The organism is Saccharibacillus sp. O23, assembly GCF_002205895.1.
Classification (GTDB): domain Bacteria; phylum Bacillota; class Bacilli; order Paenibacillales; family Paenibacillaceae; genus Saccharibacillus.
This window is the reverse complement of sequence record NZ_NJDE01000003.1, coordinates 521,168-539,651: the sequence shown is the minus strand read 5'-3', so window position 1 is coordinate 539,651 and position 18,484 is coordinate 521,168. Positions and strand designations below refer to the sequence as shown.

The 18,484-nt window shown below is 55.0% G+C and carries 15 protein-coding genes; 14 read left to right on the top strand and 1 reads right to left on the bottom strand.

The window, feature by feature from the left end:
- Window positions 1-310 precede the first annotated feature (310 nt).
- From CDO73_RS06330 to dnaB, 11 genes are all read left to right on the top strand, one after another.
- Entirely contained in the window at window positions 311-2,083 is a 1,773-nt protein-coding gene (locus CDO73_RS06330; RefSeq protein ID WP_088487640.1) for an ABC transporter substrate-binding protein, read from the top strand.
- A gap of 90 nt (window positions 2,084-2,173) precedes the next feature.
- The gene (locus CDO73_RS06325) at window positions 2,174-3,136 is read left to right on the top strand and encodes an ABC transporter permease (RefSeq protein WP_088487639.1); all 963 of its coding nucleotides are present in this window, start codon (window positions 2,174-2,176) and stop codon (window positions 3,134-3,136) included.
- A 13-nt stretch (window positions 3,137-3,149) separates the two neighbouring features.
- Window positions 3,150-4,079: an oligopeptide ABC transporter permease gene (opp4C, locus tag CDO73_RS06320; protein WP_088487638.1), complete on the top strand. Its 930-nt coding sequence runs from the start codon at window positions 3,150-3,152 to the stop codon at window positions 4,077-4,079.
- Between the two features lie 43 nt (window positions 4,080-4,122).
- Window positions 4,123-5,109 carry an ABC transporter ATP-binding protein gene (locus CDO73_RS06315; protein WP_088487637.1) on the top strand — a complete coding sequence of 329 codons (987 nt, stop codon included), beginning with the start codon at window positions 4,123-4,125 and terminating at the stop codon, window positions 5,107-5,109.
- Window positions 5,106-6,116 (top strand): ABC transporter ATP-binding protein, encoded by a 1,011-nt coding sequence (locus tag CDO73_RS06310; protein WP_088487636.1) that lies wholly within the window; start codon window positions 5,106-5,108, stop codon window positions 6,114-6,116. Before CDO73_RS06315 ends, CDO73_RS06310 begins: the two co-directional genes overlap by 4 nt.
- Before the next feature lie 255 nt (window positions 6,117-6,371).
- Window positions 6,372-7,331: a D-alanyl-D-alanine carboxypeptidase family protein gene (locus CDO73_RS06305; protein WP_088487635.1), complete on the top strand. Its 960-nt coding sequence runs from the start codon at window positions 6,372-6,374 to the stop codon at window positions 7,329-7,331.
- 198 nt (window positions 7,332-7,529) lie between these two features.
- A complete protein-coding gene (locus tag CDO73_RS06300) occupies window positions 7,530-7,961 on the top strand; it encodes a CBS domain-containing protein (protein ID WP_088487634.1) in 432 nt (143 codons plus the stop codon).
- An 86-nt stretch (window positions 7,962-8,047) separates the two neighbouring features.
- Window positions 8,048-8,986, top strand: a complete 939-nt coding sequence (locus CDO73_RS06295) for a DUF2232 domain-containing protein (RefSeq protein WP_143536076.1) — start codon at window positions 8,048-8,050, stop codon at window positions 8,984-8,986.
- Between the two features lie 12 nt (window positions 8,987-8,998).
- A complete protein-coding gene (locus tag CDO73_RS06290; RefSeq protein ID WP_088487632.1) occupies window positions 8,999-10,990 on the top strand; it encodes a DHH family phosphoesterase in 1,992 nt (663 codons plus the stop codon).
- Window positions 10,987-11,430: a 50S ribosomal protein L9 gene (gene rplI, locus CDO73_RS06285; RefSeq protein ID WP_088487631.1), complete on the top strand. Its 444-nt coding sequence runs from the start codon at window positions 10,987-10,989 to the stop codon at window positions 11,428-11,430. The genes CDO73_RS06290 and rplI overlap by 4 nt, the downstream gene beginning before the upstream one ends.
- Before the next feature lies 1 nt (window position 11,431).
- Window positions 11,432-12,796 carry a replicative DNA helicase gene (dnaB, locus tag CDO73_RS06280; protein WP_088487630.1) on the top strand — a complete coding sequence of 455 codons (1,365 nt, stop codon included), beginning with the start codon at window positions 11,432-11,434 and terminating at the stop codon, window positions 12,794-12,796.
- 394 nt (window positions 12,797-13,190) lie between these two features.
- Here dnaB and CDO73_RS06275 read toward each other — a convergent pair whose 3' ends face one another.
- Window positions 13,191-13,568 carry a DUF2512 family protein gene (locus CDO73_RS06275; RefSeq protein ID WP_088487629.1) on the bottom strand — a complete coding sequence of 126 codons (378 nt, stop codon included), beginning with the start codon at window positions 13,566-13,568 and terminating at the stop codon, window positions 13,191-13,193.
- Between the two features lie 527 nt (window positions 13,569-14,095).
- Between CDO73_RS06275 and CDO73_RS06270 the strand changes: the two genes are divergently transcribed.
- From CDO73_RS06270 to yycF, 3 genes are all read left to right on the top strand, one after another.
- On the top strand, window positions 14,096-15,382 hold the full coding sequence (locus CDO73_RS06270; RefSeq protein ID WP_087797980.1) for an adenylosuccinate synthase: 1,287 nt from the start codon (window positions 14,096-14,098) through the stop codon (window positions 15,380-15,382).
- Between the two features lie 233 nt (window positions 15,383-15,615).
- Window positions 15,616-17,274: a peptidoglycan DD-metalloendopeptidase family protein gene (locus CDO73_RS06265; protein WP_088487628.1), complete on the top strand. Its 1,659-nt coding sequence runs from the start codon at window positions 15,616-15,618 to the stop codon at window positions 17,272-17,274.
- Window positions 17,275-17,742: 468 nt separating this feature from the next.
- Window positions 17,743-18,483, top strand: coding sequence for a response regulator YycF (gene yycF, locus CDO73_RS06260; protein WP_088487627.1), 741 nt, complete (start codon window positions 17,743-17,745; stop codon window positions 18,481-18,483).
- The last annotated feature ends 1 nt before the right edge of the window (window position 18,484 follow it).

The window sequence follows — 18,484 nt, the reverse complement described above, 5'->3', positions numbered from 1 at the left end:
AAGCGTTTTTTTCTCAAAAAAAGGTATTGACGTGAATATAATTTACACGTATTATTGACATTAAATTTACCGCTGGTTCATTAAGCCGACGCTTTAATGTAAGACACTGCGCGGCTTTGAATCGACCAAAGGTTAAATGCTTGGTCGGCAAATGCGTTTATACATCTTCATTCAGGCTTTGCGGAGCCGCATTTGTCGGAAGTTTGTCGTCCGTCGGCAAGGGTTGTTTTAAAATAGTCAGGGTCGCTTCGGTGATTTCCGATTATTTTTATAGCTTTTTCAGTTTTAAATACTCGATAGGGGGATCTAAATGAAAAAGAGATTATCTTTGATGTTGGTGACGTTGATGGCTTTCGGTTCGATCCTGGCTGCTTGCGGCGGCGGAGACGATACCGCAAAGACCGATACCACAACACCTACGGAAACAGCTACGACGGATAACACGACTACCGAAGAACCTGCAGCTACAGAAGAAGAACCGGCTGCGGAAGGCGATGCAATCGGCCTGACCGAAGCAACGGACATGAGCGCCAACCCGGCGGCGGCTACGGCACGCACCGACTCCGCGATCATCGGTACGACTGCGCCGCAGGGCGTATTCAACCCGCTGTTCCACCAAACGTCGTATGACGTGGCAATCGACGGCGTCATCTTCCCGTCCTTGATCAAAGTCAAAGGCGACGGTACTTACGAAAACGATATGGCGGACAAAATCGACGTATCGGAAGACAACAAAACTTACACCTTCCATATCCGCGACGACGCGAAATTCAGCGACGGTACGCCGGTCAAAGCCAGCGATTACCTGTTCACGATGAAACTCTACATGGATTCGAGCTACGACGGTCAATCCGACCCGCTTAGCTGGAACGTCGTAGGCGCGAGCGAATACAATAAAGGCACGGCTAAAGACATTTCCGGCATCAAAGTCGTCGACGACAAAACGGTATCGGTAACCGTTAGCGACTATGACGCGATGACTCAAGTCAATCTGGGCGGCATTGCTCCGCTTTCCGAAGCTTACTACGGCAAAGGTTACAAGCAAGGCGACCTGACCAGCGTAAAAGAGCTGAACACGAAACCGATGGGCGCGGGTCCTTACACGATGACCAAATACTCGGCCGGCCAAGAAGTCGATCTCACGGCTAACGAAAACTACTACGACGGCGCTGCCAAAGTGAAAAACCTGATCTTCAAAACGACGACCGATACGACGAACATGGCGATGCTGCAATCCGGCGAAACGGATCTCGACAACATCACCGTTAACGAAGACAACGTCGAAGAGCTGAAGAGCATGGGCTTCCTGGACGTCGACGTTCTGAAAAACAACGGTTACGGTTATGTCGCGATGAACAACAAGAACCCGCTGTTCACCGACGTGAAGGTTCGCCAAGCGTTGACTTACGGCCTGAACCGCGCCGAAGTCGTGGATGCGGCTTACGGTCCTTACGCCGAAGTCATCAACATCCCGCAATCCGACGTATCGTGGGCTTACACGGCCGACAAGATCAACACGTACGACTACGATCCGGAAAAAGCGAAACAGCTGCTTGACGAAGCAGGCTGGAAAGTCGGCTCCGACGGCATTCGCGAAAAAGACGGCAAGAAATTCGAAATCAACTTCTCCGCTACGGCAGAGAACCCGGTTGTCGACGCTCTGATCCCGATCATGACCGAAAACTATCAAGAACTGGGCATCAAGCTCGTAACCGAAACGCTCGACTTCAACGCCATCATGGAGAAAAAGGACAAAGGCGACTACGAAATGTTCTTCGCCGCATGGGGCCTGACTCCTGACCCGGATACGACCGTGTACATCACGGACGGCGCGCAAAACAACTCGGGCTACTCGAATCCGGATGTCGACAAACTGTACGCGGAAGGCAAAAAAGAGTTGGATCTGAACAAACGTAAAGAAATTTACGCGAAAGCTTACCAACAAATCAATGCCGACGCTCCTGAAATTCTGATGTACCAAAGAACGAACATGCTGGCGATCAACGGCAGACTCGACGGCTGGGATATTACCCCGTACAAAGAGTACTACAACAGCCTGCACCAAGTCGAAATCGCACAATAACAGCTTTCGGAAATAAGAATTGGTCATCCGATATGCTCAGCTCGCGAGAGCTGGGCATATCGATTTATATTGTCAGGAGGAGACGTGCAAATGAGTCAGTATATCATCCGGCGGCTGCTGCAGATGATCCCGACTTTGATCGGTATTTCGATCATTGTTTTTGCCATTTCACAAATGGTTCCGGGAGATTATATCACCGCATCCCAGAATCCGAACATGACGGCAGAGCGCGCGGATCAACTTCGAGCGATTTACGGTCTCGACAAGCCGCCCGTTCAACAGTATTTCATTTGGGCCAAAAATATGTTAACCGGTAACCTGGGCGACTCGTTCCAGCATAAGATGCCGGTTACCGAAGTCATCAGTACTTACGTTTGGAACTCGTTTGCCATCGCAATCGTTACTTTGATTCTGAGCTGGACGATCGCCGCTTTCGTAGGCGTATTCTCTGCGCAATTCCAGTATTCGTTCTTCGATAAAGTCGTGACCTTGCTGGTCTTCCTGTTGATGTCGCTGCCTTCGTTCTTCATCGGGCTGCTCGCCATCAAATATTTCGCACTCGATTTGAAATTGTTCCCGACCGGAGGGATGACCTCGGCCGGGTTAAACGCAAGCGGCTTCGCTTATATCAAGGACGTCGCGAGCCATATGATCCTGCCCGTAAGCGTAATGACGGTTCTGACGATCGGCGGTCTGACTCGTTATTTCCGGACAGGCATGCTGGAAGTCATCCGTCAAGATTACATTCGTACCGCGCGCGCCAAAGGCCTCAAAGAACGTACGGTTATCTTCAAACACGCTTTCCGTAACGCGCTTCTTCCGGCGATCACGCTGCTCGGTTTCGAACTTCCCGGTTTGTTCGGCGGCGCCATGATTCTCGAACGCGTCTTCGCTTGGCCGGGTATCGGTCAAATCTATCTGGCGTCCCTGAACATGCGCGATTATCCGCTGATGCTCGGATTTACGATGTTCCTGGCGGTTCTGACGCTTCTCGGCAATCTGTTGTCCGATATCTTGTACGGGGTTGCAGACCCGAGAATTCGCCTAAAGTAGGAGGAGATTGAACGTGGAACAGTCGGAAAACCGAACCGAGCAGCTTCAGGAGCAGCTCAAGATCGTCAAAACCGAATCGCCGTGGAAAATCGCGGTTCGCCGCTTCACCAAAAACCGTTTGGCTTTGATCGGCTTGATCATTTTGGTCATCATGTTTCTTATTTGTTTTATAGGACCTTATTTCTCGCCGTACACGCTTAACGAAACGGACGTCAAAAATAAAAACGTTCCTCCGGGCTCGCTTCATTGGCTCGGAACCGATAAACTCGGACGCGATATCATGCTGCGCGTGATGTTGGCTGGCCGAATCTCGCTGACCGTCGGTCTGGTCGCGACCGCGATCTCCGTCGTGATCGGCGCGACGCTCGGCGCGGTAGCCGGTTTCTATCGCCGTTATGCCGACACGATCATCATGCGGATCGCCGATATCTTTCTGGCGCTGCCTACCCTGCCGATCTTGATCACGCTGGGCGCGATCTTGTCCGACTTGAAAGTCACGCCGGACAAACGGATTTACTTCCTGATGCTCATTATCGGGATCTTGGGTTGGGTCGGATTGGCGCGTCTCGTGCGAAGCCAGATCCTGACGCTGCGCGAGCAGGAATTCATGCAGGCGACCGAAGCGCTCGGCCTGCGCGATAACCGCAAAATTTTCCGTCACTTGATGCCGAATACCATTCCGATCATTATCGTATCCGCGACTCTTGGCGTAGCCGGGGCTATCCTGACCGAGTCGGCGCTCAGCTTCCTCGGACTGGGCGTCGTACCTCCGACTCCGTCTTGGGGCAACATGATCAACGCGGCCAACAACTTGATCGATTTCCGTAAACGTCCGTGGATCTGGATTCCGCCGGGCATGTGTATCCTCATTACCGTAACGGCGATCAACCTGATCGGCGACGGATTGCGCGATGCGCTCGATCCGAAGATGAAGAACCGATAAGACGGCAAAGCGAAGCCAATACTGAAGAAGTAGGAGAGACGAAATGGCAAAAGAATTAGTCGAATTCCGAAACCTCGAGACCCATTTTAAAACGTCTGCGGGTACCGTTAAAGCCGTGAACGATGTCAGCTTTTCCATCCGCGAAGGCGAAACGCTGTGCGTCGTCGGCGAATCGGGCTGCGGCAAAAGCGTAACGGCCATGTCGTTGATGCAGTTGATCGAATCTCCTCCGGGCAAAATCGTGGGCGGGGAGATCTTTTTCGAAGGCAAAGACCTGCTGAAACTCAATAAAAAAGAAATGAGCCGCCTGCGCGGGAACGAGATCGCGATGATCTTCCAAGAACCGATGTCTTCCTTGAACCCCGTGTTCACGATCGGCAAGCAGATCACCGAACCGCTGCTGTATCATCTGGGCATGTCGCAGAAGGAAGCCAAAGCGCGCGCGATCGAATTGATTACGATGGTCGGCATTCCCCGTCCGGAGAAAATCTTCGATTCGTATCCGCACGAACTGAGCGGCGGCATGCGTCAGCGGATCATGATCGCGATCGCGCTGAGCTGCAACCCCAAACTTCTGATCGCCGACGAACCGACGACGGCGCTCGACGTGACGATTCAAGCTCAGATTCTCGACTTGATGCGCGATATCAAAGGCAAGCTCAATACCGCGATCATGATGATCACGCACGATCTGGGCGTCGTGGCCGAGATGGCCGACTTCGTCGTCGTCATGTACGCGGGCAAAGTGATCGAAGAAGCTCCGGTGCTGGAACTGTTCCGCAATCCGAAGCATCCGTATACGCAAGGCCTGCTCAAAGCAAAACCGGTTATCAATCAGCGTCAAGAACGTCTGTATTCGATCCCGGGGCAGGTGCCGAACCCGGTAAACTTAGGCGACAACTGTCATTTCCACGATCGCTGCGAATTCTGCATGGAGATCTGCAAAGCCAAAACGCCGCCTCTGCGCACGCACGAGAACGGGCACAAAACGGCTTGCTGGTTGTATGAAGAGGAGGGGAAAGCGCAATGAGCGAATCGGCAGTCCAATTGGACAAAACACGCGGAAGCGGAAAAGGCGAACCCCTCGTTCAAGTCGAAAATCTGAAAAAATATTTTCCGATTACCGGCGGCGTGTTCCAACGTCGCGTCGGCGACGTTCGAGCGGTAGACGGCGTCTCGTTCACCATCAACCGAGGCGAATCGTTCGGTCTGGTCGGCGAATCGGGCTGCGGCAAAAGCACGATCGGCCGCACCCTGCTTCGTCTGAACGACAAAACGGACGGAACGGTTCATTTTGACGGAAAAGACCTGCACGAACTGTCCAAAAACGAACTGCGCAAGATGCGCACCAAGATGCAGATCGTGTTCCAAGATCCGTTCAGCTCGCTGAATCCGCGGATCAAGGTCGGCGAAGCGATCGGCGAAGCGCTGCTCGACCACGGTCTCGTCAGCCGCAAAGAGCTCAAAGACCGCGTCATCGAAACGATGAAAATTTGCGGCTTGGCCGATTACCATTACGATCGGTTCCCGCACGAATTTTCCGGCGGCCAGCGTCAGCGGATCGGGATCGCCCGCGCGCTGATCATGCAGCCGGAGTTCATCGTCGCCGACGAACCGGTATCCGCGCTCGACGTTTCGATCCAAGCGCAGATCATCAATCTCATGAGCGATTTGCAGCGCGAGAAACAGCTCACGTATCTGTTCATCTCTCACGACCTCAGCGTAGTCGAGCATTTGTGCAACCGGGTAGGCGTCATGTATCTGGGCACGATGATGGAGATGGCTCCGACGGACGAACTGTTCAGCAATCCGCTGCATCCTTATACCAAAGCGTTGATGTCGGCGATTCCGGTTCCGGACCCGACGCTCAAGCGCGAACGCATCGTGCTTCAGGGCGATATTCCGAGCCCGGCGAATCCGCCGTCCGGCTGCAAGTTCCATACCCGCTGCCCGATGGCTTCGGATATTTGCAAGCAGCAGGTGCCGGAATACCGCGATATGGGCAACGAGCATTTCGTAGCCTGCCACTTCGCTTAATTTTGTTTTGCGGCTGTCTTTCGAGACCATCGGCCGAGATTCGAACCCTGCGTTCGAATCTCGGCTTTTTTGCGCGCCGCGAAACGATATCGTTCTTCTTATGGTGCACATGGCGGCTTAAAAGGTTACATTTCGGTAAGCCCTTCGGTGCATGAAACGGAATTCGCAAAAAAAGGTTAAAAAAATTTCACTTTTTTGCATACTAAAAGACGTTATCGTACGTCTATATCTATAACGAAGGGAGCGGATCGAATCATGAACGGGGGCTTATGGAAAAAAGGAATATTGATCGCGTTGGCGGTCATGCTGCTGCTGATTCCTCAGCAGCTGCTGGCCGGGCGTCCAAAAGTCGAAGCGGCGGCCGCCGTTCTGATCGATGCGCGGACGGGAGAAGTATTGTGGCAGGCAGAAGGCGACCGGGTGCTGCCCGCTTCGGGCATGACGCAGCTCATGACGGAATGGCTGGTGCTCGATGCCGTACGCGGAGGGCGGGTCGATTGGGAAGATTCGGTCCGCATCGGCGGAGACGAGAAGCCGAAAGCGGTTCAGGCGGCTCGACATCGCGATCGAAGCGAACGGGAAGGGATTCCTTTCCGTGCCGATGATCAGATCCCGCTGAACGAACTGTTTATGGGCGTGACGGTCTCTTCTTCCGTGCAGGCGGAGCAGGCGCTGGCTCGTTACGCCGGCGGATCGGAAGCTTCGTTCGCGTGGATGATGAACGAGAAAGCGCGTCGGATCGGCTTGTCGGCTTCGACCCAATTCATGCCGCAGTTGTCCGAAGAAGTGCCGGAAGCGCCGAAAGCGGATTCCGATAAAGTCAAACCGGGCAGCCGGATGACCGCCAAAGACGCCGCGATCATGTGCCGGGAACTGATCGACGCTCATCCCGAAGTGCTGCGGATGTCTTCGGTGACGCAGACGGAGATCAGCTCGCGAGGCATTTATCTGATGAACAAGAACGCGATGCTGCCGGAGTTCTCCGGACCTTACTCTTATCGGGGAATGGACGGTCTTAAAGCTTACGGTTCGGACGACGAAGGGTATTCGGTAGCCGGAACCGCGCAGCGGGACGGACAGCGTCTGATCGTCGTGATCATGGGCGCGGAAAGCCGGGAGAAAAGTTTTCAAGCAGCCGGACGGTTGTTGGACTACGGCTATGCGCGCTCCGGTTCTTTTGCCGAACGGGCTTCTTCGTGGCTGAGATTGGTCTGAGCCTTCGGAGCGAAACAAGTACATACGAACGCGATCGCACGGAAATTTTAAATCGGCGCCCGGATATCCGGGCGTCGATTTTTACTTTCGACCCCGACTTTACGCTATAATAAAAAGGTAGGCCGATTCTCGTGCAGCCAATCCTAAAATCCGCACTGCCGTGATCTCAACAACCGTATAGAGAAGGAGAAATCCGTTATGAATATTGCTTTTTTCCTGCTGCCCAAACACGAAGTGGCGTTCGTGACGCTCGATGCCACGCTTCGACAAGTGATCGAGCGCATGGAACATCATCAATACACCGCTATTCCGATCATCGACAAAGAAGGCCAGTATGCGGGGACCGTCACCGAAGGCGATATCCTCTGGCATATGAAACGTTCGGAAGGCAAGATCACTTTTGAGAACGCTTCACGTTTTACGCTCAAAGAACTTCCTCTTCGCATGAACAACAAGCCGGTTTCGATCGAATCGGATATGGCGGATCTGATCAATTTGTCCAAATCGCAGAACTTCGTGCCCGTCGTCGACGATCGGGGAAGATTCATCGGCATCGTCCGCCGCAGCCAGATCATCGAATACTGCGCAGGGTTCGTGTCCCGGCAGAGCGGCGCCGCGCAGAATACGTAACGCTTCGGCTTCTTGGTATCGAGGGCCGGTCGGGGTATGCTATAATAAGGGTTAAACTTTCGTATCCGCATAAGAGGTGAATCTACTTGAAATTGCGTTTATCCTCGGCAATGTGGGCCATCTTGTATCTGCTGGTCCTGCTGTCGCTGCTGACGCCGCTGTCCGCGATCACTTTGTTGGTTATGATCGTTCCGGCAGCCGTGCTTTACGCCTCTTTGCGCGTAAACGTCTTCTGGCTGCATGTCGTGCCCGTTCTGGCGATTTTGGGCATCATATCCGGCGCTTTAGCTCCTTCTTTAGTTCTTCCCTCGTTGTTGTTGGCTGTTTATTTCCTTGTGCCCGGTATCGTCATGGGCCATATGTACAAGAAACGCAAGCCTGCGCTGCAGACCATCCTGTACGGAGCGGGTACGCTGCTCGGTATGCTGCTGCTGTTGTTGGCCGGCGCCAAACTGGTATGGGGCTTTAATCTGTCCACTTACGTGAGCGATTTCGTTCATGACACGTTCGATCCGATCTTGGCGGTCGCCGAGATGAATCCGATCCTCAAAGAACAATGGAGTCCGGATCTGATCTTCGAGATCTCCAATCAGACCGTCATGATGATTCCGCTCGGCATGATCGTAAGCTCGCTCGTTCTGGCTATCGTCACCCACGCGATCGTGCGCCCGATATTGGCTTCGATGGGCGTGGCCGCTCCTAAGCTTCGTCCGGCACGCGAATGGAGATTTCCGCGCGCGCTTATCTTCTATTATTTCATCGCCTTGATTCTGGACATGGTGACCTACAACCAGACGGACGGATTCTGGAAAGCGGCGGCCGTCAACCTGCTCCCGCTGCTGCAATTCTGTTTCGTGGTTCAAGCGATCGGTTTCTGGTTCTTTCTCGGGCATGTCAAAAGGTGGCATCGCGCGATCGGCATTCTGATGGCGATCGTCACGGTCATCTTCCCGCCGATGCGGATTATCGGGATCATCGATCTGGCGTTCCCGCTGCGCGAGTTCATTACAAGACCTAGACGATAGGGTGAGGAAACCATGCCAAACTTTTTGCTGAAACGCTGGTACGGTTATCGAACCGTCTGGGCGTTTCTCCTGCTGCTCGTGTTGACGGCGTTCGTCACGGCATACAACTGGCCGATCGGCCTGCTCTCGTTGTGTCTGGTCTTCGCCGTGGTGCTCTTCATGCTGCAGGCGGAGCTGAAATTCAGGCGCGAACTTGCCGAATATACCTCCACGCTCTCTTATCGCGTCGGGAGCATCGAAGGGGAAGTGACCAACCGACTGCCTTTCGGTCTGCTTCTCTACGATTCGGATCGGAACATCGAATGGCATAACCGTCAGGTCAGCCAATTATTCGGATTGGAGACGGCCGTCGGTCTTCCGCTCGCCGAGCTGCTGCCGGGGCTTCCGCCGCTGACCCGCGATCGGAAAGACGGATCGAAAGAGCCGCTGAGCCTGGTTCGCGCCGAGATCGAGGTCGAATCGGAGACGTACGATATTCGCGTTTATCCGGAAGAAAGATTGGTCTATTTGCAAAAAATGACCGAAATGGCCGAGCTGCGCGAGCGTTACGAAAAAGAAAGTCTCGCGATCGGCATTCTGCTGCTCGACAATCTGGACGAAGCCTTTCAAGGCATGGACGATCAGCAGCGCACGCTGACGATCGCCCGCGCGACCAGCTTGATCAACAGCTGGGCGCGGCAGTACGACGTCTACCTGCGCCGCTTGTCCAGCGAGCGATATATGATGCTGCTGAATCAAGCTTCGCTCGATAAGCTGGAGAACAGCCGCTTCGTCATTCTCGACGAGGTGCGCGAAGCGACGAGCGATCTCAAAGTTCCGATGACGCTCAGCATCGGGCTGGCCTGCGGCAGCGACAAGATCAGCGAACTCGGCGCGCTGGCGCAGTCGAGCCTCGATATGGCTCTGGGCCGCGGCGGCGATCAAGCCGCGGTCAAAGTCGGCCAGCGTCTGTCGTTCTACGGCGGCCGTTCCAATGCCGTCGAGAAGCGGACCCGGGTGCGGGCGCGCGTGATCGCCCATGCGCTGCGCGACTTGATGAAGCGCAGCGACCGGGTATTGATCATGGGCCATCAGAATCCGGACCTGGACGTGATCGGCGCGGCGATCGGCATGCTCAAAGCGGCCGACAAGCTCGACGTCGAAGCCGGCATCGTGCTCGACGGCGACAATCCGTCCATCGTCAAGATGATGGAACGCATTCGCGCGGACGTCACGTTGGCCGATCGCTTCGTGCCTCCGGAAGAAGCGCTGGCGCTGATGACCGAACGCACGCTGCTGGTGGTGGTCGACACGCATAAGCAGTCGCTGACCATCGAGCCGAAGCTAGTGCAGCGGGCGAAGCAGGTCGTGGTCATCGACCACCATCGCCGCAGCGAAGAGTTCATCAACGATGCCGTGATCGTTTATCTGGAGCCGTATGCGTCTTCGGCCAGCGAACTGGTAACGGAACTGCTTCAATACATCCACGACAACATGACGCTGACTCCGCTCGAAGCGACGACGCTGCTGGCGGGCATCACGATGGATACGAAACACTTTACGCTGCATACCGGTTCGCGCACGTTCGAAGCGGCCGGGTTCCTGCGTCGGAGCGGCGCCGATACGGTGCTGGTTCAACGCGTGCTCAAAGAGGACTTGGGCGAGTATATCTCGAAAGCGGAGATCATCAAGCATGCCCGCGTCGTCATGGGCGGCATCGCGATCGCCGTAACCGAAGAAGGCCGCCAATTTCCTCAACTGCTGATCGCGCAGGCCGCGGATACGCTGCTCAACATGACGGACGTGTACGCGTCGTTCGTCATCGGCAGTCGTCCTGACGGGCTCACTGCCATCAGCGCCCGTTCGTTCGGCAAGATCAACGTCCAAGTGGTCATGGAACGTCTGGGCGGCGGCGGGCATCTGACCAATGCGGCCGTGCAGCTCGATATTTCCCCGCGCGAAGCGGAGAAAAAGCTGCTGGCCGTACTCGAAGACATCGAAAAGGAAGAGGGGTTATTCGAATGAAAGTTATTTTTCTGAAAGACGTAAAAGGGCAAGGCAAAAAAGGCGACATCAAAGAAGTATCGGAAGGCTACGCGCAAAACTTCCTGTTCAAGAACGGCGTGGCGAAACCCGCGACGCAAGGCAACGTGAAAACGCTGGAGAACCAGCACGCGGCGGAAGAAAAACGCAAAGAAGAAGAAAAGCAGGAAGCGGTCGCGCTGGGCAAAAAGCTCGAAGAGCTCACCGTGCAGATCAAAACCAAAGCCGGCGAAGGCGGCCGTTTGTTCGGAGCCATCACCAGCAAGCAGATTGCGGAAGCTTTGTCCAAGCAGGACGTGAAGATCGACAAGCGCAAGATCGAACTGGAAGAACCGATTCGTACGCTGGGCGTGACGCAAGTTACGATCAAACTGCATAAGGACGTCAAGTCGACGCTCAAGGTTCAGGTTTCGGAGGAATAAGATGAGCGAGGATCTCTTTTTCGACCGGATTCCGCCGCAAAATCTGGAAGCGGAGCAGGCCGTGCTGGGTGCGGTGCTGCTCCAGGCCGAGGCACTCATTACAGTCATGGAAAAAATTACGGCCGACGATTTCTACGACAAGTCGCACCAGATGATATTCGAGGCTATGGTCCAGCTCGGGGAAGAGAGTCAGCCGATCGATCTCGTGACGCTGACCTCGCTGCTCAAAGATAAAGGTCAGCTTGAGGATATCGGCGGAGTCAGCTACTTGTCCAAGCTGGCGCATGCCGTGCCGACCGCCGCGAACGTCGAATATTACGCGCAGATGATCGAGGAAAAAGCGATGCTGCGCAGGCTGATTCGTACCGCGACGCAGATCGTCAGCGAAGGCTACACCGGCGGCGAAGACGTCGGACTGATGCTGAGCGATGCGGAGCGCAAGATCCTCGAGATCTCCAACCGCCGTTCCAGCGGCGGCTTTATCGCGATCCGCGACGTGCTGATGGAAGTCTTCGAGCGCGTCGAGACGCTGCATCAGAATCGGGGCGCGGGCGGGACCACCGGAATTCCGTCCGGGTTCGTCGATCTGGACGGCATGACGGCCGGCTTCCAGCGCAACGACTTGATCATTTTGGCGGCTCGTCCTTCCGTCGGCAAAACGGCGTTCGCCTTGAACGTGGCGCAGAACGTCTCGGTCCGCGCAGGCGAGACCGTCGCGATCTTCAGTCTGGAAATGTCGGCGGCGCAGCTCGTTCAGCGGATGATCTGCGCCGAAGCGAATCTGGACGCGAGCGTCATGCGGACGGGCGAATTCAAGAATGACGAAGATTGGACCAAGCTGACGATGGGCATCGCTTCGCTGTCCGAAGCCGAAATCTATATCGACGATACGCCTGGCATTACGGTAGCGGATATTCGTTCCAAATGCCGCCGGCTGAAGAAGGAAAAAGGCTTGGGCATGATCGTCATCGACTATCTCCAGCTGATTCAAGGCCGCGGCAAAGCCGGCGAGAACCGCCAGCAGGAAGTCTCCGACATCTCGCGTACGCTCAAGCAGATCGCGCGGGAGCTGGAAGTTCCGGTTATCGCGCTGTCCCAGCTCAGCCGGGGCGTCGAGCAGCGGCAGGATAAACGCCCGATGATGTCCGACCTTCGGGAATCCGGCTCGATCGAGCAGGATGCGGACATCGTCGCGTTTCTCTACCGCGACGATTACTATAACGCGGACACCGAGAAAAAGAATATCATCGAGATCATTATCGCCAAACAGCGGAACGGCCCGGTAGGGACCGTGGAGCTGGTGTTCTTGAAGAACTTCAACAAGTTCGTCAATTACGAACGGGCGCATGATTCGTTTGCAGGGTAGAGGGGGAGGCCGCCGGGGGAGATCCGGCGGCCTTTTCGTGCGCGGCACCGAAGCGGGGAAAGGGCGCTCCGGGGGAGGAGGTCGCTACGGCCGCGTGTTGGAATTGGGAAACTGGGATTAGATTAAGGGGGAGGTTTCCCAATTCCAAAGGCGGACGTAAACTCCTTCGCTGACCCCCTCCACCTCCGCTCCCTTTCCCCGGGAGCGGGTGCCCGCTTGAGGCCGCCGGGGCTGCGCGGCGGCCTCAAGGCGGGGAGGAGAGGGCAAGCCAAGGAAGCACCGGACAGGTATTGTCCGGTGCTTTCTTGGCTGCGCTTTTTTTTACGATCTAATAACTTCTACATTCCAATAACTTCTCCACTAGAAGTCCGGCTTTCGGGATGTCGCCGGGCTCTTAACGTTGAGCCGGGAATTTGGCATGGCCGTTATTGTCTTTACGGCCCGGGATTCCGTCTTGAAGAAGCCAGATATGGAAGAAGAATTCGAAGACGCCGACGACGAAAGCGATCACGAAAATATCGAAATACGAGATATTCCAGTCCAGCATGGCGGAAGCGCCCCAGATTACCAGATAGGTCAGGGCGGCATCGCCGATCGTAGCGGCGGTATTGCCGGCGGATGGCAGGATCAGCATATCGCCGAGTACGTAAGCGATCGCGCCGAGGACGACGGCGACGAGCAAAGCGCTCAAGAAATCGGCATCTCCGAACCACATGCTTAATCCGATCACGACGACGGCATTGGCCAGCAGCTTGACTGCGAGTTTAGCCATTCTTATTCACCTCTTCTTAGGATGTTATGCGTGCTGTAGAGATTGGAAAGGCTTGATGCCCTAACTTAACCCCGAACCTTCATGGTCAAACCCTTTTTATGGAATTTCTTGAACGAGCACCTTGAACGCATTGAATGTAAAGTTTTCGAGGGACGCAAACGAACCTCTTAAGCGGTCAAGGTACCGGACGAAATCCAAGAGACTCGGCAAATGAGAATTATTTTTACGCAAACCTAGATTCTTAGCGTTTTTCCGAACATTAAATTTACACGGAACATCTTTCGTTCGTCATTTATTTGACTTTAAAAAATCATGCTGGTACACTGTTAGTGCTGCGTTAAAGCAGCATAAGGAGCGCTGTCCCGCCTTTTTCACGCCCGTTAACCGGGAAGAAAAGCGAGAGAGAGCCGTCTCCGCTCGTCCGTTAGCACGCTTCTCAGCCGGGCTTTTCCATTGACGAATTCCTGCCGGGATAGAGGACGGACGACCAATACAAAGGTGCAAAGGCACCCACGGAGGAATGTACAATGTCAACGGTAGTCGTAGTGGGAACGCAGTGGGGAGACGAAGGCAAAGGCAAGATTACGGATTATTTGGCGGAAGGCGCCGACGTGGTCGCTCGTTATCAAGGCGGCAACAACGCGGGCCACACCATCTTGATCGAAGACAAAAAGTATAAATTGACGATGATTCCTTCGGGCATTTTCTATACGGACAAAGCCTGCGTGATCGGCAACGGGATGGTCATCAACCCGAAAGCGCTGATCGAGGAAATCAATTATATTCACGATAACGGCTTCACTACGAAAAACCTGTCGATCAGCGACCGCGCGCATATCATCATGCCTTACCACATGGTGCTCGACGCGCTGGAAGAAGAACGCAAAGGCCCGAACAAGATCGGCACGACCGGCAAAGGCATCGGCCCTTGCTACATGGACAAAGCGGCCCGGATCGGTATCCGCATGGCGGACCTGATGGACGCCGAAGAATTCGAACTCAAGCTGCGCCATCTGGTCAAAGAAAAGAACCATATCATCGAGCAGGTATACGGCGGCGGAACGGTAGACGTGGAAGAAATTCTGGAAAACTATCTCGGTTATGCCGAAATTCTGCGTCCTTACGTCTGCGACACGTCGGTCGTATTGAACGAATATATCGACGAAGACAAAAAAGTGCTGTTCGAAGGCGCGCAGGGCGTCATGCTGGATATCGACCAAGGCACGTATCCGTTCGTGACGTCTTCCAACCCGTCCGCGGGCGGCGTCTGCATCGGTTCGGGCGTCGGCCCGGCGCGCATCAACCAGGTGATCGGCGTCGCCAAAGCGTACACGACCCGCGTCGGCGACGGTCCTTTCCCGACCGAGCTGCACGACGAGATCGGCGACACGATCCGCGAGACCGGCCATGAGTACGGCACCGTAACGGGCCGTCCGCGCCGCGTGGGCTGGTTCGACAGCGTCGTGGTCCGTCACGCAAGACGCGTCAGCGGCATCACGGGTCTGTCCTTGAACTCGCTGGACGTCCTGACGGGCCTCGAGACGGTCAAGATCTGCACGGGTTATAAGTTGAACGGCGAAGTGATCTCGCACTACCCGGCCAGCTTGAAGCAGCTTGCGCTGTGCGAAGCGGTCTACGAAGAAATGCCGGGTTGGAGCGAAGACATCACAGGCGCGAAAACGCTGGACGACCTTCCGGAAACGACGCGCAACTACGTGAACCGCGTCAGCGAATTGACCGGAATTCCGATCGCGATCTTCTCCGTCGGCCGCAACCGCGAGCAGACGAACCCGGTCATCTCGATTTACAACTAAGACTATAGGCCGCAACCGAACGGGCTATCGTCACCGATCGTTCGCGAAAAAAGTGAGTCAGAAACGTGCAAACCCGCGCCCGGCGCGGGTTTTTTGCTTTGTTGCAAAGTTGAATTGTTCTCGGAGGCTGTGGTAAAGTAGACGAAGGTTTTATAAAGGTTAAAATTTTGACACTATTTAAGCCGTTTTGTGCAAGACGTATCTGGCAAGTTTGCAAGGCAAAGGAGAAGATCATGGAAAGTTTGGACAACAAAGACCGGGGCAAAACGGCGTCTTCCGAGCAGAGCGAAATGCGGCAGGAAGGTTCGTTCGAGGCCGGGGTACAGAGAACATGGAAACCGCGCCGAATCCGTCGCTGGGCAGCAGGCGCCGCGAGCGTCGTGCTATTGGCCGGAGGATTGACGTTCGGCGGATTCAAGTATAAAGAAGCGCATACGTATACGTACTATACCGTTTATTCCGGCGATACGGTGCTCGGCACCATCGCGGACAAGCAGCAGGTCGACGAATTGATCGCGAAAAAACAGAAAGCTTTTTCCGAACAATATCCCAATGCGGACATGAAGCTCTACGCTTCGGACATTCGCACCGAAGAAGCCGAAGGCTACAAAGTCGTTCCGGATACCGAAGCGACGTTGGCCAAGCTGGACGGCGCGATCAAAGCGTATGCGACCGGAACCGAATTGGTCGTGAACGGCAAAGTCGTCGGAATCGTCAAAGACGAAGCGACGGCCAAGAAACTGATCGACAAAGCCAAGAACTCCTATATCGAAAAAGGGACCCGAACCGCCGCGGCGACTACGAAACTCGCTTCGACCGGAGGAGCAAACAAGGCGGCTTCGGCCGACAAGTCGACGTCCAAGCTGGAATCGATCAAGATCAGCAGCAAGATCGCCTACAACGCGACCGAGACTTCGCCGACGAAGATCCTGAGCGACGAAGAAGCGTATAAGCTGTTGACGATCGGGGAAAAAGAACCGGTCACCTATAAAGTCGTCGAAGGCGATACCGTCAGCTCGATCGCGGCCAAGTTCGGCATTACCCAAGACGAAGTCTACGCGAACAACTCGGATATCGAAGAGTTCACGCTGCAGATCGGGCAGACGATCCGGATCACGCTTCCGGAACCGGCGATCGACGTCGTGAGCGTAGAGAAAGTCTCGGAAGTGATCCCGACCGCGCCGCAGACGATCATCCGGCATAATTCGAAGCTCGCCGCAGGCAAGCGGATCGTCGCTTCTCCGGGCAAAAGCGGCGCGAAACGCGTCGATTACCGCCTGACCAAACAGAACGGCGAGATCGTGAACGAACAATGGATCGGTCAGGAAGTCGTTCGCCGCTCCGCTCCGATCATTATCGTCAAAGGCACCAAAGTCATGGTCGAACCGAAAAAAGCCGAGCCGAAAAAAATCGCGCCGAAAAAAGTCTCGACCGTCGAAGAATCGTCCGATTCCGAGCGCGATACGTCTTCGGAGTCTTCCGAATCCTCGTCTTCTTCCGACAATCAGGAAGAAGTGACGTCCGGCGGCAGCGGCTTCAGCTGGCCGGTCGGCGGCGCTTCGATCTCCAGCACGTTCGGTACCCGTTGGGGCAAACTCCATGCGGGCGTCGATCTGACCGGACCGTCGAATATCAAAGCCTCCGCGCCGGGAACCGTCACTTACGCCGGACAGATGAACGGCTACGGCAATATTATCATCATCAGCCACGGCGACGGTTACGAGACCCGTTACGGCCACTTGAGCAGCATCAAAGTGAGCGTAGGCGAATCCGTGTCCCGCGGCGAATCGATCGGCGTGATGGGGAATACCGGTCGTTCGACCGGCACTCATCTTCATTTCGAGATCCGTAAAAACGGCGATCCGAAAAATCCTTTGTCTTATCTGCCTTAGGCCGAGCGGTTTAGAGGTTTCGGCCTGATTTTAATAAAACCGAGGCGAAGTAAAACGCCGAGGTAAGCCTTTCTACTCTTTCAAAAAAGACGCCGCCGGAATTTTCCGGCGGCGTCTTTTTGTCGTGAAAGGTTTATTGCTGAAGGCTATTAGGCAGAGGGAGGAATTCAGTGAAGGAACGGTAGTGTTCGCCTTTGAAATCGAGAAAATTCCGCTAAAATTTAATATCTTTTCTCGATTACAACACGCGACCTCAAGCCTTTCGAAGAAAGGCACATCGGAAGCCTAAGCTGCGAATTCCTCCCGGAGCCGCCCAGCCTTCCGAACTTAATAAACCATTCGCGACAATATCAGTCGCCCGACTCACCCCATCGGCGCTTTTTCCCCGCGCCTATGGTAAAATAATGGAGATATACCCGAGACGAAATCACAGAAGAACGGGGAATCGAAGCAGGGGGGCTGAAAGGAATGCAGGGTAAAATCCTGGTTGTGGACGATGAGCAGCCGATTGCGGATATATTGAAGTTCAATCTCGAAAAAGAAGGATACGAAGTCACCTGCGCGTTCGACGGTATCAAAGCCGTGGAACTGGCGTTCAGCGAGCAGCCGGATCTGATCCTGCTCGATCTGATGCTGCCGGGCAAAGACGGCATGGACGTCTGCCGCGAAGTGCGGACGAGACTGTCCGTGCCGATCATCATGCTGACCGCCAAAGACGGCGAGATCGACAAAGTGCTCGGCCTCGAACTCGGCGCCGACGATTACGTCACCAAGCCGTTCAGCACGCGCGAGCTGCTGGCCCGGGTCAAAGCGCAGATGCGCCGCCATCAGCCGGGAGCGTCGCTGTACGCGGGCGCGGGAGCGCTCGGCGGAGCCGAAGCGCCGCAGCGGCAGGGACTGACCGTGGACGCCCTTTTTATCGATACCGATATGTATACGGTGTACAAGCACGGAGAACCGCTCGATCTCACGCACCGCGAATACGAGCTGGTCTATTATATGGCGAAGAACGCCGGCAAAGTCATGACCCGCGAGCATCTGCTTCAAGCCGTATGGGGCTTCGAATATTTCGGCGACGTGCGGACCGTCGACGTGACGATCCGGCGTCTGCGCGAGAAGATCGAAGACGATCCGAGCAAGCCCGAATACATTTTGACCCGGCGCGGACTCGGTTACATGATGCGTTCGAACAAGCCGGGGGGATTCTGAC

Excerpts from the sequence above, each read along its gene's own strand:
- CDO73_RS06330 (WP_088487640.1), top strand. The coding sequence starts at position 311 with ATGAAAAAGAGATTATCTTTGATGTTGGTGACGTTGATGGCTTTCGGT.
- CDO73_RS06325 (WP_088487639.1), top strand. The coding sequence starts at position 2,174 with ATGAGTCAGTATATCATCCGGCGGCTGCTGCAGATGATCCCGACTTTG.
- CDO73_RS06315 (WP_088487637.1), top strand. The coding sequence starts at position 4,123 with ATGGCAAAAGAATTAGTCGAATTCCGAAACCTCGAGACCCATTTTAAA.
- CDO73_RS06310 (WP_088487636.1), top strand. The coding sequence starts at position 5,106 with ATGAGCGAATCGGCAGTCCAATTGGACAAAACACGCGGAAGCGGAAAA.
- CDO73_RS06305 (WP_088487635.1), top strand. The coding sequence starts at position 6,372 with ATGAACGGGGGCTTATGGAAAAAAGGAATATTGATCGCGTTGGCGGTC.
- CDO73_RS06300 (WP_088487634.1), top strand. The coding sequence starts at position 7,530 with ATGAATATTGCTTTTTTCCTGCTGCCCAAACACGAAGTGGCGTTCGTG.
- CDO73_RS06290 (WP_088487632.1), top strand. The coding sequence starts at position 8,999 with ATGCCAAACTTTTTGCTGAAACGCTGGTACGGTTATCGAACCGTCTGG.
- rplI (WP_088487631.1), top strand. The coding sequence starts at position 10,987 with ATGAAAGTTATTTTTCTGAAAGACGTAAAAGGGCAAGGCAAAAAAGGC.
- dnaB (WP_088487630.1), top strand. The coding sequence starts at position 11,432 with ATGAGCGAGGATCTCTTTTTCGACCGGATTCCGCCGCAAAATCTGGAA.
- CDO73_RS06275 (WP_088487629.1), bottom strand. The coding sequence starts at position 13,568 with ATGGCTAAACTCGCAGTCAAGCTGCTGGCCAATGCCGTCGTCGTGATC.
- CDO73_RS06270 (WP_087797980.1), top strand. The coding sequence starts at position 14,096 with ATGTCAACGGTAGTCGTAGTGGGAACGCAGTGGGGAGACGAAGGCAAA.
- CDO73_RS06265 (WP_088487628.1), top strand. The coding sequence starts at position 15,616 with ATGGAAAGTTTGGACAACAAAGACCGGGGCAAAACGGCGTCTTCCGAG.
- yycF (WP_088487627.1), top strand. The coding sequence starts at position 17,743 with ATGCAGGGTAAAATCCTGGTTGTGGACGATGAGCAGCCGATTGCGGAT.